The sequence below is a fragment of the Paenibacillus sp. FSL R5-0341 genome (assembly GCF_037975235.1).
Taxonomy (GTDB): Bacteria; Bacillota; Bacilli; order Paenibacillales; family Paenibacillaceae; genus Paenibacillus; species Paenibacillus amylolyticus_A.
This window is the reverse complement of the sequence record NZ_CP150241.1, coordinates 3,943,587-3,959,563: the sequence shown is the minus strand read 5'-3', so window position 1 is coordinate 3,959,563 and position 15,977 is coordinate 3,943,587. Positions and strand designations below refer to the sequence as shown.

The 15,977-nt window shown below is 47.3% G+C and carries 14 protein-coding genes; 9 read left to right on the top strand and 5 right to left on the bottom strand.

Annotation, left to right across the window (positions count from 1 at the left end):
• Positions 1-123 precede the first annotated feature (123 nt).
• The 3 genes from MKX75_RS17730 (at position 124) to MKX75_RS17720 (ending at position 3,316) form a co-directional block, all read left to right on the top strand.
• Positions 124-894, top strand: a complete 771-nt coding sequence (locus MKX75_RS17730) for an ABC transporter ATP-binding protein (protein ID WP_339166253.1) — start codon at positions 124-126, stop codon at positions 892-894.
• Positions 869-2,830: an ABC transporter permease gene (locus tag MKX75_RS17725; RefSeq protein WP_076331457.1), complete on the top strand. Its 1,962-nt coding sequence runs from the start codon at positions 869-871 to the stop codon at positions 2,828-2,830. The genes MKX75_RS17730 and MKX75_RS17725 overlap by 26 nt, the downstream gene beginning before the upstream one ends.
• A 141-nt stretch (positions 2,831-2,971) precedes the next feature.
• On the top strand, positions 2,972-3,316 hold the full coding sequence (locus tag MKX75_RS17720; protein WP_339166251.1) for a cupin domain-containing protein: 345 nt from the start codon (positions 2,972-2,974) through the stop codon (positions 3,314-3,316).
• Positions 3,317-3,581: 265 nt separating this feature from the next.
• Here the strand turns inward: MKX75_RS17720 and MKX75_RS17715 are convergent, their stop codons facing one another.
• Genes MKX75_RS17715 through MKX75_RS17695 form a run of 5 tightly spaced genes read right to left on the bottom strand, consistent with a single transcriptional unit; the run spans position 3,582 to position 6,376 of the window.
• Positions 3,582-3,881, bottom strand: a complete 300-nt coding sequence (locus tag MKX75_RS17715; RefSeq protein ID WP_036613395.1) for a metal-sulfur cluster assembly factor — start codon at positions 3,879-3,881, stop codon at positions 3,582-3,584.
• A 31-nt stretch (positions 3,882-3,912) separates the two neighbouring features.
• A complete protein-coding gene (locus MKX75_RS17710) occupies positions 3,913-5,145 on the bottom strand; it encodes a hypothetical protein (protein ID WP_339166249.1) in 1,233 nt (410 codons plus the stop codon).
• Between the two features lie 13 nt (positions 5,146-5,158).
• The gene (locus MKX75_RS17705; protein ID WP_076331460.1) at positions 5,159-5,764 is read right to left on the bottom strand and encodes a DUF2249 domain-containing protein; all 606 of its coding nucleotides are present in this window, start codon (positions 5,762-5,764) and stop codon (positions 5,159-5,161) included.
• Positions 5,751-6,125: a hypothetical protein gene (locus MKX75_RS17700; protein ID WP_076331461.1), complete on the bottom strand. Its 375-nt coding sequence runs from the start codon at positions 6,123-6,125 to the stop codon at positions 5,751-5,753. The genes MKX75_RS17705 and MKX75_RS17700 overlap by 14 nt, the downstream gene beginning before the upstream one ends.
• 17 nt (positions 6,126-6,142) lie before the next feature.
• Positions 6,143-6,376, bottom strand: coding sequence for a DUF2249 domain-containing protein (locus tag MKX75_RS17695; protein ID WP_036613358.1), 234 nt, complete (start codon positions 6,374-6,376; stop codon positions 6,143-6,145).
• A gap of 319 nt (positions 6,377-6,695) precedes the next feature.
• On the opposite strand from MKX75_RS17695, the gene moaA reads away from it, so the two are divergent.
• Genes moaA through MKX75_RS17665 form a run of 6 tightly spaced genes read left to right on the top strand, consistent with a single transcriptional unit; the run spans position 6,696 to position 15,877 of the window.
• Positions 6,696-7,697, top strand: coding sequence for a GTP 3',8-cyclase MoaA (gene moaA / locus MKX75_RS17690; RefSeq protein WP_076331462.1), 1,002 nt, complete (start codon positions 6,696-6,698; stop codon positions 7,695-7,697).
• A 57-nt stretch (positions 7,698-7,754) separates the two neighbouring features.
• Positions 7,755-11,507 (top strand): nitrate reductase subunit alpha, encoded by a 3,753-nt coding sequence (locus tag MKX75_RS17685; protein WP_339166247.1) that lies wholly within the window; start codon positions 7,755-7,757, stop codon positions 11,505-11,507.
• Positions 11,497-12,966 carry a nitrate reductase subunit beta gene (narH, locus tag MKX75_RS17680; RefSeq protein ID WP_339166245.1) on the top strand — a complete coding sequence of 490 codons (1,470 nt, stop codon included), beginning with the start codon at positions 11,497-11,499 and terminating at the stop codon, positions 12,964-12,966. The genes MKX75_RS17685 and narH overlap by 11 nt, the downstream gene beginning before the upstream one ends.
• On the top strand, positions 12,951-13,643 hold the full coding sequence (narJ, locus tag MKX75_RS17675; protein WP_339166243.1) for a nitrate reductase molybdenum cofactor assembly chaperone: 693 nt from the start codon (positions 12,951-12,953) through the stop codon (positions 13,641-13,643). Before narH ends, narJ begins: the two co-directional genes overlap by 16 nt.
• Complete coding sequence (gene narI, locus MKX75_RS17670; RefSeq protein ID WP_076331466.1) at positions 13,640-14,365, top strand: respiratory nitrate reductase subunit gamma; 726 nt, start codon at positions 13,640-13,642, stop codon at positions 14,363-14,365. Before narJ ends, narI begins: the two co-directional genes overlap by 4 nt.
• Positions 14,366-15,877, top strand: coding sequence for an MFS transporter (locus MKX75_RS17665; RefSeq protein WP_339166241.1), 1,512 nt, complete (start codon positions 14,366-14,368; stop codon positions 15,875-15,877). It abuts the gene before it with no gap.
• The last annotated feature ends 100 nt before the right edge of the window (positions 15,878-15,977 follow it).

Here is a 15,977-nt window from a genome sequence, read left to right as displayed (position 1 = left end):
ACAGAACCTTAAACGCGTTGTAAGAGAAGTTTAAGGTAATTCGATAGCACCGTTACAGAAGGTCAGTTAGGATAAGAATAGAAATAAACGTATACAGAATGATGGATCAGGAGGGAATTACGCATGGAAATGTTACAGGTATCGGCACTCAATAAAGTGTATCAGGGCAAAGTGCAAACCCAAGCCCTTAGTGATATTCATCTGACAATCAAGCAAGGTGAGTTTGTGGGTATTATGGGTCCGTCGGGCAGCGGCAAAACCACGTTGTTAAACATGGTCTCGACCATTGATGAACCCAGCTCGGGCAAGGTGCTGATTAATGGCATGAACCCGTTTGATATGAGAAAGAAAGAACTTGCTATGTTCCGGCGTCGGGAACTCGGATTTGTCTTACAGGATTTCAATCTGTTGGACACGCTGACGGTTGCTGAGAATATTGTACTTCCACTGACACTGGACAAGGTCAAACTGAAGGAGATGGAGAGTAGACTACAACGCATTACAACCAAGCTCGGGATAGATCACATTCTGGATAAACGAGTCTACGAAATTTCGGGCGGACAGCGACAGCGGACAGCCATTGCGAGATCCATGATTAATATGCCTTCGATTGTATTGGCGGATGAACCCACCGGCGCCCTGGATTCTACGTCATCTCAGGCGGTCATGGAGTCGCTTGAACAGATGAACCAGCAGGAGAAAACGACCATTATGCTGGTTACACACGATCCCCTTGCTGCAAGTTATTGCAACCGAATCGTGTTCATCAAGGATGGAAAACTGGCAGCCGAAGTGCACCGCGGAGATAATCGACAGACGTTCTTCCAGCGGATTATCGACACCTTATCTTTCTGGGGAGGGAATTCACATGAGCTTTCCTCAGTTCGCGTTTAACAATATTCGTCGAAATGGGCGAGCGTATATTGCTTTTTTTCTAAGTAGTGTGTTTATGGTCATGATTTTCTTCGCCTATGCGGTGTTCATCTATCATCCGTATGTGAAAGAGTTGCCGATGGGTGACACAACTGCTACGGGGATGCAGGTGGCTTCGATTATCGTGTATGTGTTTGCATTTTTCTTTGTTATGTATTCCATCAGTGCTTTTCTCAAATCACGGAACAAGGAGTTTGGCATTCTGACCATACTCGGTGCAGAGCCCGCACAGATTCGTAGATTGGTCATTTTGGAAAACATGTTGATCGGCTGCTTGTCCATTATTGCCGGTATAGGCGGAGGCATGTTGTTGTCCAAGTTGTTCCTGATGTTAACCACTCGTTTTATCGGGATGGATGATTTGCCTTTTTATTTTCCAATTAAAGCGATTCTGATTACGATCGGGGCCTTTCTGTTATTATTTTTCTGCATTTCACTTTTTACATTGGTTTTTATCGGAAATAAACGGACGTTAGAACTTCTAACGGGAACCAACAAACCTAAAAAAGAGCCCAAAGCTTCATGGTTCTTCTCACTTTTGGGTTTTGCATTACTTACAGTCGGTTTTGTGGTACTCCGCAGCGGGTTAAATGGCGGAACAATCATGCTTGCAGCAGTAACAGGGATAGCCGGGACGTATTTTTTCTATTCACAACTTTCCGTGCTCATCATCCGTTTATTGAAGCGTAATCGTAAAACGGTATGGCATGGTACACGTCTGTTGTGGATCTCAGAGATGAGCTACAAAATGAAGGATAATGCTCGCATGCTCTTCATGGTGACCGTAGTGATTGCGATTGCTTCAATGAGTGCAGTTGTAATTTTGTCACTGGATCAGGAGAACCGGGAGCAGTTTACCAATAACGATTTTCCAGTCAAATACAATGTGTACACTCCTTCGGATCAAATGGATATGAGCACTATTGATTCGAGACTTGAAGCTGCAGGCTTGGATTATCAGCAAGTGTATCTTGAGTACTTCTGGTCTGATGCGGATCAGAGTGCTGTCTCGGTCATGCCGCTCAGTCATTACAACCGATTCAATACAATCCTAGGAAAAAAGACATTCCAATTGGATTCAGGCTCAGCATTATTCGTAGATTCGCGTAATGAGAAGGATCAGGATCAGATTGATCGCAACAGGTTTCGCAATTATGCGGAAGGAGACACCTTGACCCTGAATCTGGAAGCTGGCTCAATGCAAGCAACAGTTACAGCTACGGATGTTGAGACACGGTTTGCAACCTTGATCTATTCAACTGCTGTGGTTGTCCTCCCGGATGAGAAGTTTGAAGAGATCACACAACAGATCCAAGGAAACAGGTTATCTGGCAAGGTTCTGTATCAGATTCCTGCCTGGGGTCATGCTGTACCGGACAGGCACTCCTCGGAAGCCATGGTTAGCGATCAGCTCCTGTCGTCCGCAGATACCATTCGAAGCGATAATGTTTCTTCGGATGAGAATTACTCCGGGTTTCTGACCACTCGATATGGAGATTTTGAGAGATATAGACAGGGGACAGCACTCTTCACCTTTCTTGGCATATTTATCGGATTAATCTTCTCCATCTCTTCCGCAAGCTTTCTGTATTTCAGACTGCATACCGATCTTGAAGCAGATGGGAAAATGGTGCATTCTCTTTCGAAAATGGGTCTTAGTTTCGACGAGATGAAACGATCATCCACTGTTCAGATTGCCATTCTGTTCTTCTTACCAATTGGGGTAGCTATCATTGAAACGTTGGTAGTGGTGAAGCCATTCCTGACTGAATTCGGTATCACCAATTATACGGTTCCGGTGTTGACTGTATTTGGGGCGTTTCTCCTTGCACAGACATTTTATTTCTTCGTTATCCGTTCCAGATATATATCTTCTCTGCGCAAAATGATGGTTTAGTCATCCAGGAAACGTATGATTATAGGGCACCGATCATGATCTGTTCCTTGCCCGCATTTTCTTGATTCAGATCAAGGAAACGCGGGCTTTCTTGCGTTAAGATGAATGCATTCACAGATTATATTATCGAGGAGGACGATTATGATGTGTATTACGTCATTGCAAGAAGTCAAAGCATTCAGTGAGGACCGTTTTACGAAAAGGGTTTTATTCCAACAGGGTGGCGGAGTGACCTTTGTACTTCATTTTCTGCCAGGTCAGCAGCTTCCTGTTCATAAACATCCGGGCACAGACGTTATTTTACTGGTAGTCGAAGGCACAGGTACACTTATTCTGGATGGAAATGAACAAGTGGTGAAACAAGAGGATGTGATCCATTGCGGCGGTGAAGCAGAGTTCGCATTCCATAATACAGGAGATCAGGAGGTTCGTTTGTTCGTGGTGTTAAACAAAGTGTCAGCAGCATCCTATGCTAAGGACATCTAACATCTAATATCAAGGAATCGATAGAATGATTCACTGATCGGCACTAATATAAGGGAAACTCTATTCTGGGGTTTCCTTATTTATTTTTTATTCAAGAATACTCTTCTACAACATTCGTCCTTCTAGCATCTCCGGGTGCATATCAAATGTATGTTCCTATCGCAAAACAAAAAGCATACCTGAGTCTGAGAACATCAGATCTGAAGTACGCTTCGTCGTATTCCACCAGCAATTTGTTCATTCATTCGGTCTGTAGTCATTCTGCCTAGAAGTATCCCAGCATTTCCTTGGCTTCATTCGACATCAGCTGTGGAGACCATTGTGGCTCCCACACGACTTGAACATCAATATCGGTCTTATTTGTATTTTCCTGCAAAACCCATTTCACCGCACCGACAATTGTATCATGCAACGGACAACCTGGTGTAGTCAGCGTCATCCGTACATGTACCCGTTCAGGTTCTTCCCTTACTTCATATACGAGACCCAGGTCAACGATATTAACACCTAATTCAGGGTCATACACTTCCTTCAGACATTCCAGCAAATGCGTGGTTTGTTCCATCGTGTTCACTCTCCAGTCTATCTTATTAATATTAACGTCTGAATACCAAAGCAATATTTGTTATATAAACGATGGAGACAAGAGACAGTATCGTTCCTCCAACCATCATGACCTCAGCCAGATTAATCAGAATTCCACTGACAAGCAGAAGGCTTCCAGCGACCATGGCGAGCATACCCCAATTGACATGACGTTCACTCAACATACCTGCCATCAGCGGTGTTCCGGGTCTGCCGGCCTGCTTGCCATATTTGTGGGTCCACCATAGAAAAGGCACAATTTTGGAGGCATAGCCAAGTATGGTGAGAGACAGCCAGCCCCCGAGATATACCCATCCAGACAGCAGAACAACACGTGGATGGAGCAGCAGTTCAGTCCCTTGCGAAGAATAGATCAGTAGGGCAACAGCATATACAGCAAACGCACGGCTTACATACACAGACCAGCGGATGCCCGGACCTGGGTTACTTTTGTGCCGTTTCTCCTGAATTTGCTCCAAGTGATACACATAGAAGAGAAGGGCGGCGGTTAGAAGTAAGAGCGCGAGCCAGAGCAAACCTCCCTTAATACCTGTCAGAAATGCGAAAACACCTGTAACTACAGCTGCATTCCACAGAACCAAGACCACTTTTTGCAGTCGAATGGAATAATCGTGGGACAGGTAGAACATGGGCAGCATTTTGTAACTGAAGCCGGTAATTAACATGCCAAACCAGCCGAGTGTTCCCATCCAGATATGTGCGCCGAATAAGCGTTCATGCAGACCGTTCCAATCACCAAAGGCAAAATTCAGACCCATCAGCATACCGGACAGCCCGGTAAGAACCAGATAAAGACAGGAACAAGCTGCACTGATCGTCACCGGATTCCACTGTGAGGCACGGAGAAGGGTAGCGCCCATATTCCATCCGAACAATAGAATGCCCGAGAGCGCGAGTGTAGCAGAACCGGCAATCCAGATGACATCTGCACGAATGAAACCGTATAACATGCCCGCGATTCCAATACTGAATAAGAAATAATGACAATAACCGAGAATCAGACTGTAGATATTGGATTGCAAAATAACATGTATCAACTGATAAATGGCACCCATAGCTAGCATGGTTGCCCACCCGAGCACAAACAGATGGGCATGAAACCAGCCTTCGGGTCCTCTGAGTTCATCACCAAGCCAGCCTGTCAGCGAGAGCAGGGAGAATGCGTGATACATTACAAATCCAAAGATGCCCGTGATGATAAAAAGAAACGGCAACCTGGACATGGCTTTCGCCTCCTTACCCTTTTTCAATTCTCACTTTGGCCGTACCATCGGCTTGATCTTCAACCGTGTAGGGGCAACCGAGATTATTTAACTCTTCTATCAAGAAGACAGGCACACGGTCATTGTGGATCAGCACGACTTCCCCAGGTTTGCAACGCTCCAGTGCGGCAAGTGTTCGCATCATGGGTTGTGGCGGTTCCAATCCGCGATTGTCCAGTATAACGGTGGGCGCCTGTAGAAGTTCAAGGTTTTCAATCGCAACAGCTTGTTCCTCCGGATGTCCTTTGCATGAAGCTGATTCTACGTCTGAACCGGGCTCAGAATCAGCTTCCGATCCAGATAAAACCATTGCAGATAAGGCTTTTGCACCGGTTTTGTTTTTTTTGTGCACAAACGTGGTAACCCAGTGATCCGAACCCTTTCGTTCCGATGTGCTTGAGTATCCTTTCATCTTGAGAATACCAAGCAGAGGCGTGGGTTTGAATGGAGCATGGAGTACAAAGACATCTTCATGCTGAAGGCCTTTGACCGTGTCCATGATCAGTTGGAATGGCTCGAGCTTTTTACTCAGATGAGGACGCACATCCAATTCAACAATATGGACATCAGATGGAGACATGTGCGTTCACATCCGATCCTGCACTGGCAGCATCCGCCTGCTGTACCAACTGTAGCGCTGATTCATAGAGGGCGGCCATTCCACCGTACAGCGCATAGAAGAATGACTCCGGCGCATCGAGGGAGAAGGACAGATAGGCTTTGGGGTCCATGCCGAGCACACGCTCAAAAAGTCTTGCACTGTCGTAGGCATAAAAACAGAAATGAGTATATTCGAATACAGACATTTTTTCGTAAATGGTGATAATCTCTTGCGCATATTCCGCTTGCTCACACTGTGCCAATTGAACCATGGTTGTGGCGTCTTCCAGCCGCAGCGTGATGCGAAGTGCAGTATCGTCAATGATTTCAACGTGCGCCATAGCGGTTCAACTCCAATCTATAATTTACTGATTTTGACTTGGAAGGTTGTAGGGCCCTGCTCAATATACTCCCAGTTGAAGCCATCGGGATGTGTGGACTGGAACTGGAATCGAAGTGGCTTTGGATCGTGATCGTTAATGAGCAGCATGGATTCCTGTGGTTGCAACTGATCAAACGTTTCGAAAATAACTTTATGTTTCAAATGCGGTGGATACTCCGTGGCATTAATGGTTGCTGCGTATGTGTTCATGAGTCATTCCTCCAAATAGGGATAGTGTGTGTTGCAATTTGATTATAGAAAACGTGAAGAGGGAGATGTGTGAGCCTGCTCACACATTTTCTTTTGCCATAATTTTGCCTTATTTAGACTAGAATCCTGTTTGGAAAGGCGTTGCGGAGCATATATAAATGTGCAACTGTGCGCTATGTTTCACTTCTTGTGATATTTTGCACAGTTCGCAGAGCGAGAGATCCTTATATTTAGCGTCAAGATGACAAGCGATGAGAGGAAGAAAGTTCCCTCCTTCAGCCGATGTTAAGACAGCACCCTAGAGAAGGGAGGTACGTGTATGGAATCAAAATTAATGGACCCGTTTGGAAGAGTACATGATTATTTGAGAATTTCGGTTACGGATCGTTGTAATCTCCGCTGTGTGTATTGCATGCCTGAGGAAGGAATGCAGTTTGAACCGACAGAACGCATCCTGTCCTATGAAGAAATCACGTCCATCGTTAAGGCGCTTGCTCCACTGGGCATTCGGAAATTGCGTTTGACCGGAGGGGAGCCTCTTGTTCGCAAGGGGCTGGATCAACTGATCGCAATGTTATCCGCTATTCCGGGAATTGAGGACATCGCATTAACAACCAATGGCATCTATTTAGCAGCTTATGCGGATCTGCTGAAGGCTGCGGGACTAACCAGGGTGAACATAAGCCTGGATTCTTTGAAGCCAGAACGATTCGCAACCATTACTCGTGGCGGCAAGGTACAGCGTGTGCTGGAAGGCATTAAGGCCAGCCAAAAGGTCGGATTTCATCCGATCAAGCTGAACGTGGTGCTGATGAAAGGCGTGAACGACGATGAGGTGGAAGATTTTCTGCGGATGACCCGGGATGAACCCCTTCATATTCGTTTTATTGAGTACATGCCTATTGGTGAAAGTGGAGATGGTTGGAGATCAGGGTATATGCCTCTCGAACATGTGCTGGAAACATGTGGAGCACGATGGGATTACGAAAGCTGTGGAGAAATTTATGGGAATGGTCCTGCAGACAGTTATCGCATTGTGGGAGCTGCCGGAACCTTTGGTCTGATTCACCCGGTGAGCAGCCATTTCTGCGGGAATTGCAATCGGCTTAGGCTGACGGCAGACGGTAATATCAAACCTTGTCTCTACTGGTCGGATGAGTTCAATGTTCGTCCACTCGTAGGTGATGACAAGGCAGTGCAGGATTTATTCTACAAGGCGCTCGGAGCCAAACCCGAAACACATGACATGTTAAAAGCCTTAAACGGGCAACAGATCGACGGCACGCCAACGCTGCGACATATGTCGCAAATCGGAGGTTAGCAACAGCAGTTCAGGATTCGACTTACATCAACAGGTCATATATGTGGGAGGACAACAATGAGTAACAAAAGCATGCCCTGGATGGGCAAACTCAAGTATTTTGCTAAACGTGAAAAAAGTGCGGAGGGCTGGAGTGAAATGTCCCCGGTCAACCGGGATTGGGAAGATGTCTACCGCCGCCGTTGGCAGCATGACAAAGTGGTGCGTTCCACACACGGAGTCAATTGTACGGGATCATGCAGCTGGCAGATCTATGTGAAAGACGGCATTGTCACTTGGGAAACGCAGGCTACTGACTATCCTTCAACGGGACCGGATATGCCGGAATTTGAACCCCGTGGATGTCCGCGCGGAGCAAGCTTTTCATGGTATCTGTACAGCCCGCTGCGTGTCAAACATCCTTACGTACGTGGTGCATTGCTGGACATGTGGCGTGATGCGCTTCAGACGCATGGTGACCCGGTTCAAGCATGGTCCAGCATTGCGGATGATCCAGCCAAAGTGAAAAGATACAAATCGGTCCGTGGTAAAGGTGGATTAATTCGCGCGTCATGGGGTGAAGTGACACAGATTATCGCCGCTTCGCTGATTCATACGATCAAAGAATACGGGCCGGACCGGATTATTGGTTTCTCTCCGATACCTGCCATGTCGATGGTCAGTTATGCAGCAGGATCACGCTTTTTATCTCTGATGGGATCACCATTGCTTAGTTTTTACGACTGGTATGCCGATCTCCCCCCGGCTTCACCTCAGATCTGGGGCGATCAAACGGATGTGCCGGAGAGCAGTGACTGGTACAATTCGGGATACATTCTGGTATGGGGTTCCAATCTGCCAATGACGCGGACACCGGATGCCCACTTCCTGGCTGAAGCACGTTATCGGGGAACGAAAGTGGTGTCCATCAGCCCGGATTATGCGGAGTACGTGAAATTCGCAGATACATGGATGTCGGTAAAACAAGGAACGGACGGCGCTCTGGCGATGGCGATGGGCCATGTCATTCTAAAAGAGTTTTATATTGAAAAACCTACGGACTATTTCATGCAATATGCCAAACAGTATACGGACTTTCCAAATCTGCTGATTGTGGAAGAAAAGGACGGCGTACACACAGCAGGCAGATTTCTCGTTGGGGAAGATCTGGGCATTACAGGTAATAACATGGCTTGGAAAACGCTCGTTTACGATGAAAACAGTGGAACCTATGCGATGCCAAAAGGAAGTTTGGGTTTCCGTTGGGGTGAAGAAGGCACATGGAATCTCAAAATGGAACAGGTAGAGAACGGTGAGCCGATTGATCCAAGACTATCCATGCTTGGCGTCCATCATGATCTTGTAACGATTCAACTGCCGTACTTTGATGATGAGGGAAAACATGTCATGGAGCGGCAGATTCCTGTACGTCAGATATGGTTAGGAGACAAATGGATTACAGTAACAGCCGTATACGATCTGGTACTTGCCAAATACGGAATTGAACGTGAAATGACGCGTTCTGCGGATTCAGCAGAAGTAGTCACTGGTGTGGAACAGTTGAGTGTACGTGTTAACCATGGAGATGACATCTTGCATGCACCACAGGTAAAACCATTCACTCCAGAGTGGCAAGAGAAAATCACTGGTGTGGACCAAGAGACTGTCGTACAGATTGCACGTGAGTTCGCACAGAATGCGATCGATACCCAAGGTCGTTCCATGATCATCATGGGAGCTGGTATTAATCACTGGTACAACTCCGACGTCATCTATCGCGCCATTATTAACTTAATTCTGATGACAGGTTGTCAGGGTGTGAATGGTGGAGGCTGGGCCCATTATGTCGGTCAAGAAAAATTGCGTCCGGCTGAAGGCTGGCAGACGATTGCCTTTGCTCGTGACTGGACCGGACCTGCACGTCTGCAAAACGGAACCTCCTTCTTCTACTTTGCAACAGATCAATGGAGATACGAGGAGACCCAAGTCGGAGAGTTGACCTCAGCGCTTGAAGGTGAACCGCGGTTCCAGCATGTGGCTGATTATAATGTGATGGCTGCGCGTATGGGCTGGCTTCCATCCTATCCACAATTCAATCGTAACTCGATTGATCTGCATCAGGATGCGCTACAGGCCGGAGCAACGACGAAGGAAGAGATTGGCGCTTATGTTGCTTCCGAGCTACAGAACAAAAATCTGAAGTTCTCGATCGAGCAACCGGATGATCCGGCGAACTTCCCGCGTGTACTATTTGTCTGGAGAGCGAATCTGATCTCAAGTTCCGGCAAAGGGCATGAGTATTTCCTGAAACATCTGCTCGGTGCAACGAACGGATTGCTTAATGATGACGATCATGGCCTGCGCCCAGAGCATGTAGAGTGGGTGGATGAAGCACCGGAAGGTAAGCTTGACCTGATGATTAACATGGATTTCCGTATGGCAGGTACAGCGATGTATTCCGATATTGTGCTGCCAGCAGCGACCTGGTATGAGAAAAGCGATCTGAGCAGTACGGATATGCACCCGTTCGTTCATCCATTCAACCCGGCGGTAGCCACGCAATGGGAATCCCGTTCCGACTGGGATACCTTCAAGGAAATCGCACGTGTATTCTCCGAGATGGCTGCACAGCAATTCGATGGGCCGCAGAAGGAGATCATTGCTACTCCGCTCTTGCATGATTCACCGGATGAGCTTGCTCAACCGTACGGAGAGATCAAAGACTGGAGCGCGGGAGAATGTGAAGCGATCCCGGGGAAAACAATGCCGCATATTCAGGTCGTGGAACGTGATTATGCTGCCGTATATAACAAAATGATCAGTCTAGGACCTGTGGTGAAGGATAAACCAATCGGTACCAAAGGCATATCCTGGTCTGCCAGTGAAGAGTATGAAAAACTCAAGGGTATTCTGGGCGTGAACCGTAAAGATGGCGTTGGACAAGGATGTCCGGATTTGAGCACCGACCGCAATGTTGCGGAGGCCATTCTGACCTTGTCCAGTACAACGAACGGCAAGATGGCCGTACGTGCGTGGGAAGCGCTGGAACAGAAAACGGCATTGCATCTGAAAGATTTGGCTGAGGAACGGTCTGAGGAATGTTTTACATTTGACGAGATCACTTCCAAACCGAAAACGGTCATTACTTCACCTGCATTCAGCGGATCGGAAAAAGGCGGACGCCGATATTCGCCATTCACCACCAATGTGGAGCGCCTGATTCCATGGCGTACATTGACGGGCAGACAGCAGTTCTACATTGATCATGCGATGCTACGCGAATTCGGAGAAACATTAGCGACATTTAAACCTGTGTTGAAGCATACGCCGTTCCATCCGAAAAGCAAACGTCCGATTGAAGGTGGCAAGGAAATTGTCCTGAATTACCTGACACCGCATAACAAGTGGTCGATTCACAGTATGTACTATGATGCGCTGCCGATGCTGACGTTGTTCCGAGGTGGCCCGACAATCTGGATGAACTACGAAGATGCAGAAGAAGCCGGACTGGTCGACAACGACTGGATCGAATGCTTCAACCGTAACGGGGTAGTCGTTGCCAGAGCCGTAGTGACACATCGTATTCCTCGCGGTATGGCATTCATGTATCATGCCCAGGACCGTCACATTAACGTTCCGGGTACCAAAATATCACAGACACGTGGGGGTACGCATAACAGTCCGACACGTATTCATGTGAAGCCAACACATATGATCGGTGGTTATGCCCAGTTAAGTTATGGCTTCAACTACTATGGCCCGACAGGCAACCAGCGTGACCTCAACGTCATCATAAGAAAACTGCAGGAGGTGGATTGGCTTGAAGATTAAAGCACAAGTCAGTATGGTCATGAATCTGGACAAATGTATCGGGTGCCATACATGCAGCGTAACGTGCAAAAACACCTGGACCAATCGTCCAGGTGCAGAATATATGTACTGGAACAATGTAGAGACCAAGCCAGGGGTCGGTTATCCAAAACAATGGGAGGACCAGGAGCGTTATCGCGGTGGCTGGGAGATGAAGAATGGCAAACTGGAATTGAAGTCCGGCACACGGACAAGACGCTTGCTTAACATTTTCCATAATCCGGATCAGCCTACCATTGATGATTATTACGAGCCATGGACATACGAGTATGAGAAACTGACGAACAGTCCGGAGAAAAAACATCAGCCTGTAGCAAGACCGAAATCCCAGATTACTGGTGAATATATGAATCTGGAGTGGGGTCCGAACTGGGAAGACGATCTGGCAGGTGCCCATGTAACGGGGATGGAAGATCCCAATATGAAGGGTGTCGAGGACTCAATCAAAATGGATTTTGAACAGGTATTTATGATGTACCTGCCACGGATCTGTGAACACTGCCTTAACCCGGCCTGTGTATCCTCCTGTCCTTCCGGAGCAATGTACAAACGGGAAGAAGACGGGATTGTCCTGGTTGACCAAAATGCATGCCGCGCATGGAGATTCTGTGTATCGAGCTGCCCATACAAAAAAGTCTATTTCAACTGGCAGACGAACAAAGCGGAGAAATGTACCCTTTGTTTCCCGCGGATTGAAGCGGGCCTGCCAACGATATGTTCCGAAACTTGTGTGGGACGTATCCGTTATATCGGCCTGATGCTGTATGATGCAGACCGTGTTGAAGCCGCTGCTTCGGTTGAAAATGACCAGGATCTCTATGAATCCCAGATGGATATTTTCCTTGATCCGAATGACCCTGAGGTGATTCGCGAAGCGCGCGAGGCCGGAATTCCAGAGGATTGGATTATTGCAGCGCAGCAGTCCCCAATTTATAAAATGGTCATCGACTGGAAAATTGCGCTCCCGCTTCACCCAGAATACCGCACCATGCCAATGGTATGGTACATTCCACCGCTTAGCCCGATTACCAATCGGGTAGAGGGACAGGGAAGTTCGCTGGAGGCCAATGATATTTTCCCGGCGATTGATAACATGCGTATTCCCGTGGAATATTTGGCCAATCTGCTTACGGCAGGAGATACGGATCGAATCCGTGAAGTACTGCGGAAAATGGCAGTTATGCGCATTCACATGCGTAACCAGCAGACGGGTAAGACCAGTGAATCGGAATTACTGGATAGAGTAGGCATGGATGCTCAGGAAGTGGAGGACATGTACCGACTGCTCGCTATTGCGAAATACAATGACCGTTTTGTCATCCCGCCAGCTCACCGTGAGGAAGTGGAAGACCTCTTCAGCGAACAGGGCAGCTGCGGACTTGATTTTGCAGGGGGTCCAGGTTCTTGCGGAGTATTCTGATGGGAGAGGAGACAAGGACAACGATGACGATCGAACCCAATGAAAGTACAAGTCAGGCTCTGGTTTACGATACGAATACGAGAAGAATGGTCTGTAAACTGATCTCCTATCTGTTGCAATATCCCGATACAGCGTGGAGAGAAGGGCTGCAGGGAGTGAAGGAAGCTATACAGTCCATTTCGGATGAGACGATCAACCAGATCCTGTTGACATTTGTAGATGAAGCACAGGCTGTAAGCTCGATTGAGTGGCAGGATGCCTATGTTCGTACATTCGATTTTGATAAAAAGTGTAACCTCTATCTCACGTATGCTCTTCATGGCGATGAGCGGGATCGGGGCCCTGCTTTAATTGAATTGAAGCGTAGATATGAAGCTGCAGGATTTTATATGGAAGTAAGTGAGTTGCCGGATTATCTGCCTATGGTGCTTGAATTTGTAGCTGAGGCTCCCGAGGAAGATGCCTTGGGGGTGCTCTCCAGTTGCCATAAGGCTCTGGTCACGATGACCGAAAGCATTACGGGACAGAACAGCCCATATGGACCATTGCTCAGTCTCATGTTACAGGTCATTCCAGAGCCCCCGGCTCCTGATGTACCCAAACAAGAAGAAGCAGTTAACCAACAACCAGAAGATCTCATGCAGATCGCGGCTCAGATGAGGAGGGGGAATCGGTGAGTACACTGGAACTGTTGTTATGGGGCGCTCTTCCCTATATGGTCATTGTTTTCTGTATTACGGCGACGATCTGGAGATATGTGACGAATCCCTTCAGTTGGACGTCCAAGTCCAGTGAGATGTTGGAGAAACGCATGTTGAAATGGGGTAGCTTACTCTTTCATATCGGAATATTCGCCGTAATCTGTGGACATATTGCCGGTCTGCTTGTTCCAGTGGAGTTCTATCGCTGGATCGGCCTGAGTGATGAAGGGTATCACTTGATGGCTGTTGCAGGAGGACTGCCTGCGGGGATCATTGCATTTGCAGGTGCAGTCATTTTGTTGGTTCGCCGTTATGTTGCTCGGAGAGTACGGGCCACAAGCAGTATCGGGGACTGGCTGGCCCTTGCCATGTTAATCATTGTCATTGTCACTGGAATACTGGCGACATCGGCCAATGCGGTGAATCACACGGGGTTTGACTATCGAACAACAATTAATCCTTGGTTGCGCGGTCTGATCGTATTCCAGCCTGATCCAGTTCTGATGCAGACGGTACCGCTGAACTTCAAAGTACACATTCTGCTTACCTTTGTACTGTACTGCGTGTTTCCATTTACTCGTCTGGTTCACATGCTAAGTATGCCACTGGGTTATCTGAAACGCAGTTATGTGTTGTATCGCAGAAGAGATGGAGCTGTGTATCCGAATCAGGAACAAAAAAAGGAAAGGGCGATGTAAATGCAACATAAAGGAAAAGTTCAACTGCCCTTGCAAACCGCAAGTCTGGTTCTTGGTTTCATGGTATGGGTTATCCTATCATCTCTGATGCCATTTATTAAAGAGGATATTGCGCTTACGTCTTCTCAGCTTGCATGCGCGACAGCAATTCCCGTATTGATCGGATCGATTGCCCGGATTCCGATTGGTTATTGGACGAATCGATATGGAGCACGCAATATTTTTATGATTAGCTTTGTATTGTTGCTGGCTCCTGTATGGTGGATTAGCCGTGCAACATCGTTCAGTGATCTGGTGATTGGTGGACTGTTCCTCGGTATTGGGGGAGCTGTCTTCTCCGTCGGTGTAACTTCACTGCCCAAATATTATCCGAAAGAGCGACATGGCTTTGTTAACGGGATCTACGGAATTGGTAACCTGGGTACAGCACTGTCTGCATTCGGAGCCCCGCTGATTGCTGATCGTATGGGATGGTCTACGACAGTTCTGCTCTACAGTATTCTGCTACTAGGAATGGCAGCGCTGAATTTTGTTCTGGGGGACAAAAAGGAAACACGTGTTAATGTTCCGCTTATGCAGCAACTGAAGGCCATATCACGCAACAATAAACTATGGTTGCTCTGCTTGTTTTATTTTCTGACATTTGGCTCGTTCGTGGCGTTTACGGTATATTTGCCAAACTTCTTAGTCAGTCACTTCCAGATGGACAAAGTCGATGCAGGTATTCGTACAGCGGGGTTCATTCTCGTTGCTACCATCATGCGACCTGTTGGAGGCTGGCTTGGAGATCGATTTAATCCGTTCAAAATATTAATGTTTGTCTTCGGCGGATTAACGATTGCAGCGATTGTATTATCCTTCGCACCGTCATTCTATATCTACACCATTGGGTGCCTGACTGTGGCCTTATGCGCAGGGACAGGTAACGGGACTATTTTCAAATTAGTGCCAATGTATTTCGTTAAACAACCAGGCGTAGCGAATGGAATGATCTCGGCTATGGGTGGTCTGGGCGGATTCTTCCCTCCGTTGATGTTGACTTTGTTGTATAGCATGACGGGGCATTATGCCATTGGTTTCATGGCGTTGTCACAGATTGCGCTGGTTAGCCTGGTACTTGTGATCTGGATGTTCTACCAAGAGAAGCTTCAGTTATCTGCCAGCATTCTGGAGAATACAATTGAAGCGATTCTGATCACGGATACGAACAGTGTTATTACTTCCGTGAATCCGGCCTTTACTGCAGTCACTGGTTATAGCGCTGAAGAGGCGGTTGGACAGAAGCCAAGTCTGTTGAAATCCGGCAAGCAGGATAAACGTTTCTATGACCAATTATGGTTGGAATTACGTGAGAAAGGATATTGGCAGGGCGAGATCTGGAATCGGAAGAAAAACGGAGAAGTCTATCAGGAATGGCTGAGTATTACAGCGATCCGTAATGAAGCCGGCGAAGTCAAATATTATGCGGGCATGTTCAGTGATATGGGCAGGCCAGAGCTCACAATAGCCTGATACATGTATCGGTAATTGTGCATACAGCAAGAGACCTTAACATCGATTGCAGGCGTTAAGGTCTCTTTTTGCACACAGAGATTGGTGTAAGGGGCGTGGG

Excerpts from the sequence above, each read along its gene's own strand:
- MKX75_RS17730 (WP_339166253.1), top strand. The coding sequence starts at position 124 with ATGGAAATGTTACAGGTATCGGCACTCAATAAAGTGTATCAGGGCAAA.
- MKX75_RS17725 (WP_076331457.1), top strand. The coding sequence starts at position 869 with ATGAGCTTTCCTCAGTTCGCGTTTAACAATATTCGTCGAAATGGGCGA.
- MKX75_RS17720 (WP_339166251.1), top strand. The coding sequence starts at position 2,972 with ATGATGTGTATTACGTCATTGCAAGAAGTCAAAGCATTCAGTGAGGAC.
- MKX75_RS17715 (WP_036613395.1), bottom strand. The coding sequence starts at position 3,881 with ATGGAACAAACCACGCATTTGCTGGAATGTCTGAAGGAAGTGTATGAC.
- MKX75_RS17710 (WP_339166249.1), bottom strand. The coding sequence starts at position 5,145 with ATGTCCAGGTTGCCGTTTCTTTTTATCATCACGGGCATCTTTGGATTT.
- MKX75_RS17705 (WP_076331460.1), bottom strand. The coding sequence starts at position 5,764 with ATGTCTCCATCTGATGTCCATATTGTTGAATTGGATGTGCGTCCTCAT.
- MKX75_RS17700 (WP_076331461.1), bottom strand. The coding sequence starts at position 6,125 with ATGGCGCACGTTGAAATCATTGACGATACTGCACTTCGCATCACGCTG.
- MKX75_RS17695 (WP_036613358.1), bottom strand. The coding sequence starts at position 6,376 with ATGAACACATACGCAGCAACCATTAATGCCACGGAGTATCCACCGCAT.
- moaA (WP_076331462.1), top strand. The coding sequence starts at position 6,696 with ATGGAATCAAAATTAATGGACCCGTTTGGAAGAGTACATGATTATTTG.
- MKX75_RS17685 (WP_339166247.1), top strand. The coding sequence starts at position 7,755 with ATGAGTAACAAAAGCATGCCCTGGATGGGCAAACTCAAGTATTTTGCT.
- MKX75_RS17665 (WP_339166241.1), top strand. The coding sequence starts at position 14,366 with ATGCAACATAAAGGAAAAGTTCAACTGCCCTTGCAAACCGCAAGTCTG.